Source organism: Aneurinibacillus sp. REN35, from assembly GCF_041379945.2.
GTDB lineage: Bacteria > Bacillota > Bacilli > Aneurinibacillales > Aneurinibacillaceae > Aneurinibacillus.
On record NZ_JBFTXJ020000022.1, the window covers coordinates 17,543 to 32,560 of the forward strand.

The window sequence follows — 15,018 nt, forward strand, 5'->3', positions numbered from 1 at the left end:
TTTTTGTGTGATATGATAATAAATTTTAAATACTTGACAAAAACTAGGCGTTTGTGATACGGTGAACTTGGATACTCTGTTGGGGGTGGGTTTGTTGTTTCGAATTGGCGATAAGATTGTTTATCCAATGCATGGTGCAGGTATTATCGAAGCCATTGAAGAGAAGGAGATTCTTGGTGAGAAACAGCAGTACTATATTATGAAGATGCCGGTCGGTAATATGCAGGTCATGATCCCGATGGAGAAAGTGTCGAATCTTGGCATTCGCCAAGTAGTGGATATGAAGGCACTTGAGAGGGTTATGGAGATTTTGCGTCGGGAAGAAGACGACCTAGGCACGAGCTGGAACCGCAGATATCGTAAGAATATGGAGAAGATGAGAACAGGCGATATTTATGAAGTTGCTACGGTTGTTCGTGAATTAATGCATAGAGATAAAGAAAAGGGACTTTCTACCGGGGAGCGCAAGATGCTTGATAATGCCCGGCAGATTCTGCTAAGCGAGCTCGTGCTTGTCAAAGATATCAATGAAGAACAGGCGACCGACTTACTGGAGCAGGTGGTCAACAGTTAGACGGGAAAGCTTCTCTGCAGAGAAGCTTTTCTCTTTTCTTCCTTTCTTTCCTTGTAACTTTTGCTGCTGTTTGTACGTAGAAAACAGATAGGGAAAGTTTTTTGCTTTTTCATGCATTGTTTTTGTTTTCACTCGTTTTTTATTTGGTAGATATGACTATAATGGAATATGAATCATACCGAGGAGGTGAATGTATGGTCAGAAGAATTATCCAGTTGTTTTTCCTCTTGGTTGGCGCAGGTTTGGGATACCAATACGGTCCTGACTTGTTTGCGCTTTTGAACTCGATTATTCAAGTGGGTGCGCTGCCGGGCGTGGAATACATCGGTGCAGTACTTGGAGCTATTCTATTCTTCTTTATTACTTCTTGGCCAACAGACTACATTGTTAAGACCATCAAACGCAGTGAAGAGACGCTAATTAAGCTTCCGATTACGGATGTGCTTTTTGGAGCTATGGGACTTATTATTGGACTTATTGTAGCGTTTTTACTTTTTCTTCCTATCAACAGCATCCCTATCCCGATCATTGCACGATTGCTTCCGCTGCTTATTTCTGTGCTGTGTGGCTATATCGGTTTTCAGGTGGGCTTGCGCAAGCGCGATGAGATCATGTCCGTATTCTCAATTGGTCGCTTTAAAAGCGATAAGAAAAAGGATGAGAAGCAGGAGGCAAACCAAGCTCAATATAAAATCCTGGATACAAGCGTCATCATTGATGGACGCATTGCTGATATCTGCAAAACAGGTTTTATTGAAGGTGCGCTCGTGATCCCGGAATTCGTACTTGAAGAGCTGCAGCATATTGCTGATTCCTCTGATGCGCTTAAGCGCAATCGAGGGCGGCGTGGGCTTGATATTTTAAACAAGATTCAAAAGGAGTTAAAAGTAAAAGTTATCATTACCGATCAGGACTTCGAGGAAATCAGCGAGGTTGACAGCAAGCTGGTGAAGCTGGCTAAGGTGATGAAAGGCAAGGTCGTTACCAATGACTTCAATTTGAATAAAGTGTGTGAACTGCAGGGTGTATCTGTATTAAACATTAACGATTTAGCCAATGCAGTAAAGCCGGTTGTACTGCCGGGTGAAGAGCTGCATGTACAGGTGATTAAGGACGGTAAAGAAAACGGGCAAGGTGTAGCTTATCTAGATGATGGCACGATGATCGTTGTTGAGAGCGGCCGTGAATATATTGGCTCGTTTGTTGATGTCATCGTCACGAGTGTGCTGCAGACGTCAGCCGGGCGTATGATTTTTGCAAAACCGAAGCTGATGGAAAAAGCATTGTAAGAAATGAGTGAATGAAAGTGAATATAGGTGTAGTCATCGCAGCTGCAGGATCAGGAAAGCGAATGGGAGGTCCGGTGAAGAAGCAGTTCATCGAACTGTGTGGGAAACCGGTCCTTCTGCATACGCTTGATTTGTTTTCAAGTCTCGAATATGTGAAAGAGATCGTAGTTGTAACGGCAGAGGAAGATGTAGCGGATACGTGCTCTCTTCTATCTGCCTATCCGCATGTCCGGGTCGTCTCAGGAGGGGCAGAGCGGCAGGATAGCGTCTATCTTGGGCTGACGGCTCTTCGTTCCTCCGACCATGTTATGATTCACGACGGAGCTAGACCCTTTCTTTCGCACGAGACGCTTACCAGGTTAGTGGACACCATGCTTGCAGAACGTGCCGCGATCCTGGCTGTACCCGTAAAGGATACAATTAAGCGAACGGATGAAATGGGAATTGTGATGGACACACCGCCAAGGAAAAGCTTGTGGGCCGTGCAAACGCCACAGGCTTTTGCTTTGTCCGATATTCTTGCCGCGCATGAAAGAGCGAGAGAGGACGGGTTTCTGGGAACAGATGACGCATCGCTTCTGGAAAGGCTGGGACAGGCGGTACGTGTCGTAGAAGGAGAATATACAAATATTAAGTTAACAACGCCGGATGATCTTATCTTTGGCGAAGCGATTTTGAAGCGGAGAGAGGAGACAAAGAAATGATTCGGATTGGACAGGGATTTGATGTGCATCAGTTGACAGAAGGGCGCAAGCTCATTATTGGCGGCGTAGACATTCCGTATGAGAAGGGATTACTTGGTCATTCGGATGCAGATGTGCTGTTGCATGCTGTGACAGATGCGATTTTAGGTGCGCTGGGTCTTGGGGATATCGGCTCCCATTTTCCGGATACGGATGCCGCATATAAGGACGCGGATAGTCAGGTGCTGCTAAGAGATGTATGGAAGCTGGTAAAGCAGAAAGGATACGCAATCGGAAATATCGATGCGACCATTATTGCTCAACGCCCGAAAATGGCGCCATATATCAATCAGATGCGTGAAGTTATTGCTTCTTGCACAGAGACAGAGATCGATCGGATTAACGTAAAGGCCACCACAACGGAAAAACTGGGCTTTGCAGGTCGTGGAGAGGGAATTGCTTCAATGGCTGTTGTATTGTTGCAAAAAGTAGGATTATAATAGATGAAGCTATAAAACTGAAGGATGGTGGCCACACATGTCGAAACAAGTCCGTGTCCGGTTTGCGCCGAGTCCAACCGGACATTTACATATCGGAGGAGCCCGTTCGGCCCTTTTTAATTATTTATTTGCCCGTCATCATGGTGGAGATTTTATTGTCCGCATTGAAGACACAGATCGTAAGCGGAATGTGGAAGATGCGGAGGCGAAGCTGATTGAGAGCTTACGTTGGTTTGGTACGGAGTGGGATGAGAGCATCGATAAAGACGGTGGAGTTGGTCCGTACCGTTCGATGGATCGATTAGATATTTATCAAAAATATATCGAACAATTGGTTGCAGAGGGCAAGGCCTATCCTTGCTACTGTACAGAAGATGAGCTGAATGCGGAGCGGGAAGCTCAGAAGGAACGGGGAGAGACGCCGCGTTATGCTGGAACGTGCCGTAACCTGACCGCAGAACAAATTCAAGCATACGAAGCAGAAGGCCGTACAGCCTCTATCCGCTTCCGCGTACAGGAGAATCGCGAATATACCGTTCATGACCATATTCGTGGTGAAGTCACGTTTGATTCCAATGGAATCGGTGATTTCGTTATTGCGCGTCCCGATGGCATTCCGACCTACAACTTTGCTGTTGTGATTGATGATGCTCTGATGAAGATCACGCATGTTATTCGTGGGGAAGAACATCTATCCAACACACCGCGCCAGTTAATGATTTATGAGGCATTCGGATTTGAAACGCCGGATTTTGCGCACGTGGCGCTAATTTTGAATCCGGATGGTAAGAAGATGAGTAAGCGGGATGAGTCGTTGATTCAATTCATGGAGCAATACCGTGATCTTGGCTATTTGCCGGAGGCGCTGATGAACTTTCTCGTGCTTCTCGGATGGTCGCCGGAAGAAGAACAGGAAATTTTCACACGTGAAGAATTAATTGAAAAATTCTCGTTGGGCCGTGTCTCTAAGTCACCAGCCATCTTTGATATTCATAAGTTAAATTGGATGAACAATTATTATATTAAACAAGCATCTGCAGAGCGCATGGCTGAATTGTGTATTCCTCATATGCAAAAGGCGGGACAATTGCCGCAGGAGCTACATGAAGAACAGCGCCAGTGGGCGGAGAAACTTGTAGCGCTGTATCAGGAACAGTTGGAGTATGCGGCGCAAATTGTTGATCTTTCTGCTATGTTCTTTGAGGATGAGGTGCGCTATGACGCGGAAGCGAAAGAAGTTCTTGCAGAGGAACAGGTGACGGATGTGATGAAAGCTTTTCACGAGGAGCTGCTTTCGCTTGAAGAGTATACGGCCGATGGCATTAAAGGTGCGCTGAAAGCCGTACAGAAGGCAACCGGACATAAAGGTAAAAAGTTGTTTATGCCTGTTCGTGTGGCCGTAACGGGCTTTACTCATGGTCGTGATCTGAACGAGACACTGTTCCTGTTAGGACGGGATACAGTGGTGCAGCGCGTTTTGCATGTAGCTAATAACCGCGAACAAATTGTTAAATAATATGATAAAGTAAGTATAGAAAGGCTGAGAACGGAAGAAGTACGAAAAAGAAGGGAAGCACCAGAGAAGGCCGCCGGTAGTTACATAGATACCGTGCTGAAAGCGGCTCTGCCTCCTGTTTTCGGAAATGCATCCGTGAGCCGGGTTTTCGAACGCATCCGATGCCGGTAGAATTCCCCGTTTCCCGCGTTAAGGGAGGTAAGTGCATTTTCGTTCATACATTGTGTGAACCGAGATGAAGCAGAGTGGAACCGCGGAAAATAATAAACCGCCTCTGCAGCCGTTCGTCGGCTGTGGAGGTTTTTTTTATTTCTAATCATCTTTAAGGAGGAAGGAGTGAGAAGATGTTTAAAACTATACGAGAAGATATTGATGTAGTGATGGACCGTGACCCTGCTGCACGAAGCACGCTTGAAGTGATTCTAACGTATTCTGGCCTGCATGCGATCTGGTTTCACCGTATAAGCCACCGCTTATGGAACAAAAAGTTTTATACGCTCGCACGAATGGTATCCCAATTTGGCCGCTGGATTACCGGAATTGAAATCCATCCAGGAGCAAAAATCGGCAAAGGACTGTTCATTGACCACGGCATGGGCGTAGTCATCGGTGAAACGTGCGAGATTGGCGATGATGTAACCTTGTATCAAGGTGTGACATTAGGTGGTACCGGCAAAGAAAAAGGAAAGCGCCATCCGACAATCGGCAATAATGTTCTGATTGCCTCTGGAGCAAAAGTGCTTGGCTCGATGAAGATTGGGGACAATTCCAAAATTGGAGCCGGATCGGTTGTGCTGCAGGAAGTACCGCCAAACTCGACTGTAGTCGGCATTCCTGGTCGGATTAAAATACAGGACGGCGTAAAAGTGGAACAGGACCTCGATCAGGTCAATCTTCCTGATCCGATTGGGGAAGTCATGCGCTCGATGCAGCGGGAGATTGATATACTGCGGGAAGAAGTAAAACAGTTGAAGAGGAGTCGACCATCCGATGAGTACAATTAAGATATACAATACGTTAACGAGGAAGAAGGAAGAGTTTATTCCGCTTGAGGCGGGTAAAGTGAAGATGTATGTATGCGGACCAACCGTCTATAACTTTATCCATATTGGAAACGCCAGGCCGCCGATCACGTTCGATGTGGTACGCCGCTATCTCGAATACCGGGGATATGAGGTTACGTATGTCCAGAATTTTACGGATGTAGACGACAAAATCATCAAAAAAGCTGAAGAAACTGGCATGGCTGTTGAAGAGGTTGCCAAGAAATTCATTGCTTCCTTCGTGGAAGATGTGCGTGCATTAGGCGTAGCAGAAGCGAATGTACATCCGAAGGTAACAGAGCATATTCCAGAAATTATTGATTTTGTTGCAGGCTTGATTGAGAAGGGCCATGCTTATGCGGCTGATGGAGATGTGTATTTCCGTACGGCGTCCTTCTCCGAATACGGCAAGCTCTCCCACCAAAACATTGAAGAACTGCAGGCGGGCGCCCGCATTGAAGTCAATGATAAAAAGGAGAATCCGCTTGATTTTGTGCTTTGGAAAGGCGCAAAACCAGGTGAAATCTTCTGGGAAAGTCCGTGGGGAAAGGGGCGTCCCGGCTGGCATATTGAGTGCTCGGCGATGTCTCATAAGTATCTCGGCAGCACGTTTGATATTCATGGCGGCGGGCATGATCTGACGTTTCCGCATCACGAAAATGAAATTGCCCAGTCCGAGTGCCTGACAGGACATCCGATGGCGAAATACTGGATGCATAATGGGTATATCAATATTGAGAACGAAAAAATGTCCAAGTCGCTTGGGAATTTCATTTTGGTAAAAGATATTCGGGAGAAATATGCGCCGCGCATTGTGCGTTTCTTTATGCTGAGCGCCCACTACCGCAATCCGATTAACTTCAGCGATGAGCTATTGCAGCAGGCGGCTAATGGATTGAACCGGATTGATACGGCGGTGCGCAATCTAATACATCGGCTTGCTTCTGCGGTGGAGGAAGCGGCAGCGGAGGAAGAGAAGCAGCAGATCGAGAAATTCCGGGCGCAGTTTATCGAAGAAATGGATGACGACTTTAACACTGCCGATGCTATTACGGTATTATTTGATATCGTGCGGGAAGTTAATCAGATGATGGCAGGCGGTACGCTTAAAAAGGAATTGATACTGCTGTATCAGTCGTTATTCGCGGAGCTAGGCGAAGTGCTCGGTATCTCATTCGGTCAAGTGGAAGCGAAGGCTGAAGGGCCATCTGATGAAGAAATCAGCGGATTGGTAGAGGAGCGGACGCAGGCGCGTAAGGATAAGAATTTTGCTCGTGCTGATGAAATCCGCAATCAACTTCAAGAGCTTGGCATTATACTAGAGGATACGCCGCAGGGTGTACGTTGGCACCGGAAATGAGCCGGATAAGGGAGCGATTATGAAGCAGGATAAAGTAACAAGAGACCCAAGACAACTCAATGCGCTAACGCTTGCTTATATGGGCGATGCCGTGCTGGAGATTCGCGTGCGCCAGCATCTGATTGCGGCAGGGGAGGTTAAGCCAAACCTGCTGCAGCGCGCGTCTATTGGCTATGTTTCAGCCAAGGCCCAAGCAGATATTGTAATGGGGATTTGGGAGCGGCTAACTGAGGAAGAACAGGCTGTTCTCAAACGAGGCCGTAATGCCAAATCTGCTACCATGCCCAAAAATGCTCACGTCTCTGACTATCGGCTCAGCACAGGCTTTGAAGCGCTGCTTGGTTTTTTATATTTAACGGAGCAGACAGAACGCCTCGATGAAGTCCTATCCTATGCATTGGACTGGGTAGAGAATGGACAAGGAAACGAATGAATAAGAAGGAGTCAGCTATGAGTGAATATATTGTTGGTAAAAACCCTGTTCTAGAGGCACTACGCTCAGGACGCTCAATAAACAAAATCTGGATTGCCGAAGGTTCGCAAAAAGGAGTTACCGGACAGGTTATGGCGCTGGCAAAAGAAGCGGGAGTCACTGTCCAGATCGTGCCTCGTAAGAAACTTGATCAGGCGGCAGAAGGAGAGAGTCACCAAGGGGTTCTTGCCTATATTGCCGCATATGACTACGTGGAGATAGACGACATCCTTGCTAAGGCGGAGGCTTTAGGAGAGGCTCCTTTCCTTGTCATCTTAGATGAGATTGAGGACCCGCATAATCTCGGCTCGATCCTGCGTACCGGTGATGCGGCAGGTGTGCATGGTGTAATTATCCCAAAACGCCGTTCGGCTGGCCTGACCTCCACGGTGGCTAAAGCGTCAGCGGGAGCGATTGAGTACGTGCCGGTAGCGCGTGTTACAAATCTGGCTCGTACGATTGATGACTTGAAGGAGCGCAATATCTGGGTTGTCGGCACCGATGCTTCTGGGACGGAAGAGTTCCGGGAAGCACGTCTTGACATGGGGATTGCTCTTGTTATTGGAAGTGAAGGCAAAGGGATGAGCCGCTTAATTCGTGAGAAGTGTGATTTTACGGTTAAGCTTCCTATGGTTGGCCGTGTTACGTCGTTGAATGCATCTGTAGCCGGAGCCTTATTGATGTATGAGGTATATCGTCAGCGCCATCCGTTAACCAGATAGGGATGAAAGCCATATGGAAGAGATATTGATTGTAGATGGCTATAATGTCATCGGAGACTGGAAGAGATTGAAAGAAAAAAAGAAAATCAGTCTCGAAGAAGCTCGTGACGATTTGCTTAGCTGGTTGGCAGAATATCAAGGGTTCACCGGAATGCGTGTCATCGTTGTATTCGATGCACATAATGTAAAAGGCAAAGGTAAAAAGGTGCGCGAATATCGTCTTGATATTCGCTACACCAAAGAGAAAGAAACGGCAGATGAATGCATTGAGCGGCTTGTATTTGAGCTGTCTCACCGCCACCGCCAGATTTATGTAGCCACTTCAGATTATACGGAGCAGCGGGTTACGTTTGGGTATGGTGCTTTACGTAAGTCGGCGCGCGAACTTTGGAACGAGATGCAAAAAGTAAACCGTGACATTGATGAGAAGGTACAGGAGACAAAACAAAAACCGAAAGGTCGCGGCATTGAACTCAGTGATGAAATTAAAAAAAAATTCGAAAAGTGGCGTCGCGGAGTCGAATGAGTTTATTGACGGTGAAAGGTTACATAATATATAATGTCTTTATCTGATGCATAATGGCAGGTCGGAGGGATGATGTTTGGCAGCAGACCATACCCGCTATGAAGCTCTATACGATGAGGATATCGTAGAACTTGTACGGTTAGGTGATAGTGACGCGTTGGAGTACTTAATCAATAAGTATAAGAATTTTGTGCGTGCCAAAGCCCGTTCCTATTTTTTAATCGGTGCTGACCGCGAAGATATTGTGCAGGAAGGTATGATTGGGCTGTACAAGTCAATTCGGGACTTTAAAGGGGATAAGCTTGCCTCTTTTAAGGCATTTGCCGAATTGTGTATTACGCGTCAGATTATTACCGCAATTAAGACAGCGACCCGGCAAAAGCATATTCCTCTTAATTCGTATGTCTCGCTGGACAAGCCCATTTACGATGAAGATTCGGATCGTACTTTGCTGGACATTATCTGCGGTACAAGAGTAACGGACCCAGAAGAGTTGATTATTAATCAGGAAGAGTATGATGATATCGAGGATAAGATCAGCGAGATTTTGAGTGATTTGGAGCAGCAGGTTTTACTTTTGTATCTGGACGGCCGTTCCTATCAAGAGATTGCGGTGGATTTAAGCCGCCACGTTAAATCAATTGATAACGCTCTCCAGCGAGTGAAGCGTAAGCTTGAGAAGTATTTAGAGGTACGTGAAGTGTCGCAAGTATAAATACGCAATATCAACTATAACAGGACATGTGTCCTGTTTTTTTTTATGCAAATACACATAAATATTCAGAAAAATTTCACATTGTGATATATACAAGTCTTTTAGCATGGTATAATAGATATAATTTCCTTTTTGGAGGAGAGGGGGAACGATATGGGAGCGAAAAGTCTAAAAGCCAAATTGTTGTTAGTTATTATTCCGATTATCGTGATAGCGCTTTCTTTTGTGGCGTGGCTCAACCATCATAAGGCAAAAGAGTTTCTAGAAAGCAATTTTAAGGAAAGAGCATTCATCCAGCTTGAGCTATTGAACAGCAAGGTCAATGATTGGCTCGGACAGCAGAAGGACCGTGTCACTAATATGGCCTCTAGTATGGACATACGTGGAATGAATGCGCATACACAGCTTGCTTATCTTGAGTCGAAGCTTAAAGAATATAACGAGTACGAGATGTTTTTTATTGCCGACCCATCAGGTAAAGCATTCACCACAGAAGGTCAGGAAGTCGATGTAGGCAACCGTGACTATTTCAAAAAGGTAACCAGCGGACAGCCGTATGCGATTTCAGATCCGCTGATCTCTCGAGCATCCGGTAAGATGATTGTGGTAATCGCAAGTCCGATCTATGACCAGCATAATAAAGTAAGCGGCATGCTAGGAGCGACAGTGCCGATCGGTACAATGAATGAGATTGTTGGCACGCAAAAGATCGGACAGACGGGATATGCCTATATGGTTAAAAAGGATGGAATGGTCATCAGCTATCCTGATCAGAAGGAAATACTCAAGCTCAACGTTCTAAAATTGAACATTCCAACGCTTCAGGAAGGTATTGAAGAAGCTTTTACTGGCAAGACTGGATACAAGCGCTATACGTATAAAGGTGTTGACAAGTATGCATTTTTCTCCCAGGTACCTACTACGGGCTGGGTCGTTGCCATCACGGCTCCTGTAGAGGAAGCGTCAAGTCAACTAAATTATCTGGCGAAGCTTTCCTTTGTAACGGCTACTGTTGTTTTAGTATTTGCGGTTATCATTCTTGTTATCTTTTCTTCTCGCTTTGTCCGGCCGATTCGTCATCTCAGTGAGCTGACGGCAATGATTGCTGATGGAGATCTGACGGTAAAAACACCGAATCGAAGCAAAGATGAAGTGGGTGTGCTAAGCCACAATTTCAATCAAATGGTCGAAAGCGTGCATATGTTATTATTTGAAATCAAGGATGCATCACAAAAAATGCGCTCATCATCCGATGTTCTCACATTGGCCAGCAAGGAGACAACGCATTCAGCTGAACAGGTAGCGGTAACGATTAATGATCTTGCGGAAGGGGCCGGAGATATCGCCCATTCCATTCAATCTGCACACGTAGAGGTAACGCTCGTTAATGAAAGTTTGCAAAAGATCTCTGTCTATGCTGATGAGATGGCACATACATTTAAGGCAACTCAGGTATTGACGGAAGAAGGAGAACATGCCGTACGTGCGGCTGTTCTAAAAATGGAAGAGATTCAGAATATGGTAGATACGGCCTCTGAGGTAGTACAAAAGCTTGGAGAGCGCTCAGAGGAGATCGGTCAAATCGTCGGCCTCATCACGGGGATTGCTTCGCAGACGAACCTCCTTGCCCTCAACGCCAGTATTGAAGCGGCACGAGCAGGGGAGGCGGGACGAGGATTCGCTGTGGTGGCTGATGAAGTCCGTAAGCTTGCTGAGGAGACCGACAAAGCTGCAGGCGATATCTCACGCATCGTACAGGAGAACAAACGAGAGACACATGAAGCGATTGATTCCATTCAGCGGGGGCATGCCGTCATTGTAGAAGGACAAGAGATGGTGCATCATACTGGCGATTCCTTTGGTAAGATCCATGAGCATATCAGATTGGTAGGTGAGAAAAGCACTCACATTACTACTTCTATTAAAGTTGCTGAAGAGAACGCACGTAAAGTATCAAATGAAATGGAGCGCATCTCTGCCATTACAGAGGAAGCATCGGCAGGCTCGGAAGAAGTGGCGGCAGTCAGCGAGCAGCAGGCGGCAGCGGCTCAGCAGTTATCGAACGATGCGGCCACGATGGCTAGGCTGTCCGATCAGATGGAGAGCCTTGTATCACGGTTTAAAATGGAAAAGTAATGTCAAAATTTTTGTTTGACACCCATTTTCCACTATGATAAAGTATTTGAGGTAGCCGTGTGAAAGCACGGTTTTACTTGATGCAAAATTAACTATGAAAGGCTAGTACATAGCCAATAATGTGGGAGGTGTAACATCATGCGGGTAACTGTAACGTTAGCGTGCACCGAGTGCAAACAACGCAACTATACCACAACGAAAAACAAACGTAAGCAAACGGAACGCATCGAGATGAAGAAATATTGCAAGTTCTGCAATGATCATACTCTTCATCGTGAAACTCGTTAATCGCAGTATGGGAGTCCAAAAGTATGGGGGTGCGTTATGAGTTTCACTGATAAACTCAAACGCGGACCGGCCTTTGTAAAGGAAGCCTGGACCGAGCTGAAAAAAGTAACCTGGCCGACGCGTAAGGAATTATTTTCTTACACGACAGTCGTGCTGGTGACAGTAACGCTCATCGCGATCTTCTTTGCAGTAATTGATTTAGGTATTTCCCAGCTCCTTGAACTCATTTTGAAGACAGGGAAATAATGATGGGGGGGTAAGGACACCTGTTGGTCCTCGAATCATGGAAAAACACTGGTATGTAGTTCACACTTATTCAGGATACGAGAATAAGGTTAAGACAAACCTGGAGAAGCGCGTAGAGTCAATGGGAATGGAAGATAAAATCTTCCGTGTGCTCATTCCTACGGAAGAGGAGACCGAAGAGCGCGACGGCAAGAGAAAAGTCGTAACGAAAAAGGTTTTTCCGGGGTACGTGCTCGTCGAAATGGCAATGACCGACGATTCCTGGTATGTGGTTCGGAACACGCCCGGTGTAACTGGATTCGTTGGTTCTGCGGGTGCAGGATCGAAACCGACTCCTCTTCTTCCTGAAGAAGTAGCTTCCATTATGAAGCAAATGGGCATGGAAGAAACCGTGCAGCGTGTAGACTTTGAACTGAAAGAAATGGTGAAGGTCAAGGAAGGCCCGTTCGCCAACATGGTTGGTTCTGTTGAAGAGATCCAACTGGACAAGCGCAAGGTCAAAGTGTTGGTTGATATGTTTGGACGCGAAACGCCCGTTGAGTTGGATTTTACTCAAGTGGCGAAGTTATAGAGCTATCGTTTTTAGGAGGTGTACCACATGGCGAAAAAAGTTATTAAAATGGTTAAACTTCAAATCCCTGCAGGTAAAGCGAATCCGGCACCACCGGTTGGTCCGGCTCTTGGTCAAGCAGGTGTGAATATCATGGGATTCTGTAAAGAATTCAATGCTCGTACACAAGAGCAAGCAGGTCTGATTATTCCGGTTGAGATTACAGTGTTCGAAGACCGTTCGTTCACGTTCATCACGAAAACTCCTCCGGCTGCAGTTCTTCTGAAAAAAGCTGCTGGAATCGAATCTGGTTCTGCTGTACCGAACAAAACAAAAGTTGCGACTGTAAAACGCGATAAAGTTCGCGAAATCGCTGAAACAAAAATGCCTGATCTGAACGCTGCAGATGTTGAAGCTGCTATGCGTATGGTTGAAGGTACTGCCCGCAGCATGGGCATCACAATCGTTGACTAATTGGTTGGCTAATGGCTAACCCGACATGTTTCTACCGCAGGGTTGTGTAAGTACGGGATGACCGTCGACGCGCAGCCCTGTTTCGTGGGAGGCACAACCGTTAAAACCACAATTAAGGAGGAAATTAACGTGGCGAAAAAGGGTAAAAACTACTTAGAAGCTGCAAAGTTGATTGATCGCAGTGTTGCGTATGAAATCAACGAAGCTCTTGAACTTGTAAAAAAAGCTTCAAAAGCTAAATTCGATGAAACTGTAGAAGTAGCATTCCGCTTGGGCGTTGATCCGCGCAAAAACGATCAACAAATCCGTGGAGCTGTTGTACTTCCGCATGGTACTGGTAAAACACAACGTGTACTTGTATTCGCAAAAGGCGAAAAAGCAAAAGAAGCAGAAGCTGCAGGTGCAGATTATGTAGGTGACGACGAATTCGTTAACAAGATCCAACAAGGTTGGTTCGAGTTCGATGTTGTCGTTGCAACACCAGATATGATGGGTACTGTTGGTAAACTGGGTCGTGTTCTCGGACCGAAAGGCTTAATGCCGAACCCAAAAACAGGCACAGTAACATTCGAAGTTGAAAAAGCTGTTAAAGAAATCAAAGCAGGTAAAATCGAATACCGTACGGATAAAGCGGGTAACATCCACGCGCCAATCGGTAAAGTATCGTTCGATGTTGAGAAGCTTGCTGATAACTTGAACACGCTGATCGACACATTACAAAAAGCAAAGCCAGCTGCCGCTAAAGGTACGTACATGAAAAACATTACTGTAAGTTCCACAATGGGTCCTGGCGTAAAAATTGCTGTTTCCACAAAATAATTGCTTGACATCGATTCTTGTAATTGATAAGATAGCATTTGTTGATAAATGAATATGCCGTTACCGTAGACAGAAGGTGCTTGCCGTCCGGCAGCTTAATTTCCTTCCGAGGTGCTGAACGATATAAATGTATCTTAAGCCTTCGCATGTCTGCGGAGGCTTTTTTCATGAAGAAAAATCTCATGCTACAGGAGGTGCAAACATGTCCGTACGTGAAGAGAAAGTTCAAATCGTAAACGAAATTACTGAGAAATTTCAAAGCAGCAAAGGTGTAGTTGTAACTGACTACCGTGGACTGAACGTAGCGCAAGTAACTGAGTTGCGTAAAAAGTGCCGCGAAGCTGGCGTAGAATTCAAAGTGTACAAAAACACAATGACTCGCCGTGCAACTGCCGCAGCTGGTCTGAGTGACCTGGATGCTTCATTAACTGGCCCTACGGCTATCGCATTCAGTAATGAAGACGAGATTTCTGCAGCGAAAGTAATCTCTGATTTCGCGAAAACGAACGATGCTCTCGAAATTAAGGGCGGTGTAATGGAAGGCAAAGTGCTTTCTGTTGAAGAAGTTAAGGCTATTGCTAGCCTGCCGAACCGCGAAGGTCTACTCTCTATGCTTCTTAGCGTGCTTCAAGCACCTATTCGCAACTTCGCGCTTGCTGTTAAAGCTGTCGGTGAACAAAAAGAAGGCCAAGAGGCTTAATCTTATAATCTGTTAGGAGGATCACACAATGAGTAAAGAGCAAATCATTGAAGCGATTAAAGAAATGTCCGTTCTTGAACTGAACGATCTTGTAAAAGCAATTGAAGAAGAATTCGGCGTAACTGCAGCTGCTCCAGTAGCAGTTATGGGTGGCGCTGGCGGCGGCGCAGCTGAAGCTGAGCAAACTGAATTCACAGTTGTTCTGTCTTCTGCTGGTGCTTCTAAAATCAACGTTATCAAAGTTGTTCGCGAAATCACTGGCCTTGGCTTGAAAGAAGCAAAAGCTATGGTTGACGGCGCTCCTGCAAACGTTAAAGAAGGAATTGCTAAAGACGAAGCTGAACAAATTAAAGCTAAGCTTGAAGAAGCTGGCGCATCTGTTGAAGTTAAGTAATTTCTTTGACG

19 protein-coding genes and 1 other annotated feature are annotated in these 15,018 nt (G+C 45.9%); all 19 genes read left to right on the top strand.

Annotation, left to right across the window (positions count from 1 at the left end):
* Positions 1-94 precede the first annotated feature (94 nt).
* Complete coding sequence (locus AB3351_RS22780; RefSeq protein WP_371149407.1) at positions 95-574, top strand: CarD family transcriptional regulator; 480 nt, start codon at positions 95-97, stop codon at positions 572-574.
* A gap of 194 nt (positions 575-768) precedes the next feature.
* A complete protein-coding gene (locus AB3351_RS22785) occupies positions 769-1,863 on the top strand; it encodes a PIN/TRAM domain-containing protein (protein WP_371149408.1) in 1,095 nt (364 codons plus the stop codon).
* Between the two features lie 11 nt (positions 1,864-1,874).
* Positions 1,875-2,567, top strand: coding sequence for a 2-C-methyl-D-erythritol 4-phosphate cytidylyltransferase (gene ispD / locus AB3351_RS22790; RefSeq protein WP_371149409.1), 693 nt, complete (start codon positions 1,875-1,877; stop codon positions 2,565-2,567).
* Entirely contained in the window at positions 2,564-3,046 is a 483-nt protein-coding gene (ispF, locus tag AB3351_RS22795; protein WP_371149410.1) for a 2-C-methyl-D-erythritol 2,4-cyclodiphosphate synthase, read from the top strand. The genes ispD and ispF overlap by 4 nt, the downstream gene beginning before the upstream one ends.
* A 37-nt stretch (positions 3,047-3,083) precedes the next feature.
* Positions 3,084-4,562 carry a glutamate--tRNA ligase gene (gene gltX / locus AB3351_RS22800; RefSeq protein WP_371149411.1) on the top strand — a complete coding sequence of 493 codons (1,479 nt, stop codon included), beginning with the start codon at positions 3,084-3,086 and terminating at the stop codon, positions 4,560-4,562.
* A 344-nt stretch (positions 4,563-4,906) separates the two neighbouring features.
* The gene (gene cysE, locus AB3351_RS22805) at positions 4,907-5,566 is read left to right on the top strand and encodes a serine O-acetyltransferase (protein ID WP_371149412.1); all 660 of its coding nucleotides are present in this window, start codon (positions 4,907-4,909) and stop codon (positions 5,564-5,566) included.
* Positions 5,553-6,965: a cysteine--tRNA ligase gene (gene cysS / locus AB3351_RS22810; RefSeq protein ID WP_371149413.1), complete on the top strand. Its 1,413-nt coding sequence runs from the start codon at positions 5,553-5,555 to the stop codon at positions 6,963-6,965. Before cysE ends, cysS begins: the two co-directional genes overlap by 14 nt.
* A complete protein-coding gene (locus tag AB3351_RS22815) occupies positions 6,943-7,398 on the top strand; it encodes a Mini-ribonuclease 3 (RefSeq protein ID WP_371149414.1) in 456 nt (151 codons plus the stop codon). Before cysS ends, AB3351_RS22815 begins: the two co-directional genes overlap by 23 nt.
* Positions 7,399-7,415: 17 nt before the next feature.
* Entirely contained in the window at positions 7,416-8,159 is a 744-nt protein-coding gene (gene rlmB / locus AB3351_RS22820; RefSeq protein WP_371149415.1) for a 23S rRNA (guanosine(2251)-2'-O)-methyltransferase RlmB, read from the top strand.
* 13 nt (positions 8,160-8,172) lie between these two features.
* On the top strand, positions 8,173-8,685 hold the full coding sequence (locus AB3351_RS22825; RefSeq protein ID WP_371149416.1) for an NYN domain-containing protein: 513 nt from the start codon (positions 8,173-8,175) through the stop codon (positions 8,683-8,685).
* A gap of 76 nt (positions 8,686-8,761) precedes the next feature.
* Positions 8,762-9,400, top strand: a complete 639-nt coding sequence (gene sigH / locus AB3351_RS22830) for an RNA polymerase sporulation sigma factor SigH (RefSeq protein WP_371149417.1) — start codon at positions 8,762-8,764, stop codon at positions 9,398-9,400.
* Between the two features lie 153 nt (positions 9,401-9,553).
* A complete protein-coding gene (locus AB3351_RS22835) occupies positions 9,554-11,536 on the top strand; it encodes a methyl-accepting chemotaxis protein (RefSeq protein WP_371149418.1) in 1,983 nt (660 codons plus the stop codon).
* Positions 11,537-11,674: 138 nt separating this feature from the next.
* Positions 11,675-11,824: a 50S ribosomal protein L33 gene (gene rpmG, locus AB3351_RS22840; protein ID WP_043063763.1), complete on the top strand. Its 150-nt coding sequence runs from the start codon at positions 11,675-11,677 to the stop codon at positions 11,822-11,824.
* Positions 11,825-11,860: 36 nt separating this feature from the next.
* Positions 11,861-12,070, top strand: a complete 210-nt coding sequence (gene secE / locus AB3351_RS22845; protein WP_371149419.1) for a preprotein translocase subunit SecE — start codon at positions 11,861-11,863, stop codon at positions 12,068-12,070.
* A gap of 37 nt (positions 12,071-12,107) precedes the next feature.
* Positions 12,108-12,641, top strand: a complete 534-nt coding sequence (gene nusG, locus AB3351_RS22850; RefSeq protein ID WP_206248938.1) for a transcription termination/antitermination protein NusG — start codon at positions 12,108-12,110, stop codon at positions 12,639-12,641.
* Positions 12,642-12,668: 27 nt separating this feature from the next.
* The gene (gene rplK, locus AB3351_RS22855; RefSeq protein ID WP_371149420.1) at positions 12,669-13,094 is read left to right on the top strand and encodes a 50S ribosomal protein L11; all 426 of its coding nucleotides are present in this window, start codon (positions 12,669-12,671) and stop codon (positions 13,092-13,094) included.
* A 129-nt stretch (positions 13,095-13,223) separates the two neighbouring features.
* Positions 13,224-13,913 carry a 50S ribosomal protein L1 gene (gene rplA / locus AB3351_RS22860; RefSeq protein ID WP_371149421.1) on the top strand — a complete coding sequence of 230 codons (690 nt, stop codon included), beginning with the start codon at positions 13,224-13,226 and terminating at the stop codon, positions 13,911-13,913.
* 45 nt (positions 13,914-13,958) lie between these two features.
* Positions 13,959-14,088: a sequence feature (ribosomal protein L10 leader region), on the top strand.
* 27 nt (positions 14,089-14,115) lie between these two features.
* Positions 14,116-14,613: a 50S ribosomal protein L10 gene (rplJ, locus tag AB3351_RS22865; RefSeq protein ID WP_371149422.1), complete on the top strand. Its 498-nt coding sequence runs from the start codon at positions 14,116-14,118 to the stop codon at positions 14,611-14,613.
* 28 nt (positions 14,614-14,641) lie between these two features.
* Entirely contained in the window at positions 14,642-15,007 is a 366-nt protein-coding gene (gene rplL / locus AB3351_RS22870; RefSeq protein WP_371149423.1) for a 50S ribosomal protein L7/L12, read from the top strand.
* Positions 15,008-15,018 lie beyond the last annotated feature (11 nt).

Bases quoted from the DNA above. Each gene is read 5' to 3' on its own strand.
- AB3351_RS22785 (WP_371149408.1), top strand. From the start codon at position 769: ATGGTCAGAAGAATTATCCAGTTGTTTTTCCTCTTGGTTGGCGCAGGT.
- ispD (WP_371149409.1), top strand. From the start codon at position 1,875: ATGAAAGTGAATATAGGTGTAGTCATCGCAGCTGCAGGATCAGGAAAG.
- ispF (WP_371149410.1), top strand. From the start codon at position 2,564: ATGATTCGGATTGGACAGGGATTTGATGTGCATCAGTTGACAGAAGGG.
- gltX (WP_371149411.1), top strand. From the start codon at position 3,084: ATGTCGAAACAAGTCCGTGTCCGGTTTGCGCCGAGTCCAACCGGACAT.
- cysE (WP_371149412.1), top strand. From the start codon at position 4,907: ATGTTTAAAACTATACGAGAAGATATTGATGTAGTGATGGACCGTGAC.
- cysS (WP_371149413.1), top strand. From the start codon at position 5,553: ATGAGTACAATTAAGATATACAATACGTTAACGAGGAAGAAGGAAGAG.
- rlmB (WP_371149415.1), top strand. From the start codon at position 7,416: ATGAGTGAATATATTGTTGGTAAAAACCCTGTTCTAGAGGCACTACGC.
- AB3351_RS22825 (WP_371149416.1), top strand. From the start codon at position 8,173: ATGGAAGAGATATTGATTGTAGATGGCTATAATGTCATCGGAGACTGG.
- AB3351_RS22835 (WP_371149418.1), top strand. From the start codon at position 9,554: ATGGGAGCGAAAAGTCTAAAAGCCAAATTGTTGTTAGTTATTATTCCG.
- rpmG (WP_043063763.1), top strand. From the start codon at position 11,675: ATGCGGGTAACTGTAACGTTAGCGTGCACCGAGTGCAAACAACGCAAC.
- secE (WP_371149419.1), top strand. From the start codon at position 11,861: ATGAGTTTCACTGATAAACTCAAACGCGGACCGGCCTTTGTAAAGGAA.
- nusG (WP_206248938.1), top strand. From the start codon at position 12,108: ATGGAAAAACACTGGTATGTAGTTCACACTTATTCAGGATACGAGAAT.
- rplK (WP_371149420.1), top strand. From the start codon at position 12,669: ATGGCGAAAAAAGTTATTAAAATGGTTAAACTTCAAATCCCTGCAGGT.
- rplJ (WP_371149422.1), top strand. From the start codon at position 14,116: ATGTCCGTACGTGAAGAGAAAGTTCAAATCGTAAACGAAATTACTGAG.
- rplL (WP_371149423.1), top strand. From the start codon at position 14,642: ATGAGTAAAGAGCAAATCATTGAAGCGATTAAAGAAATGTCCGTTCTT.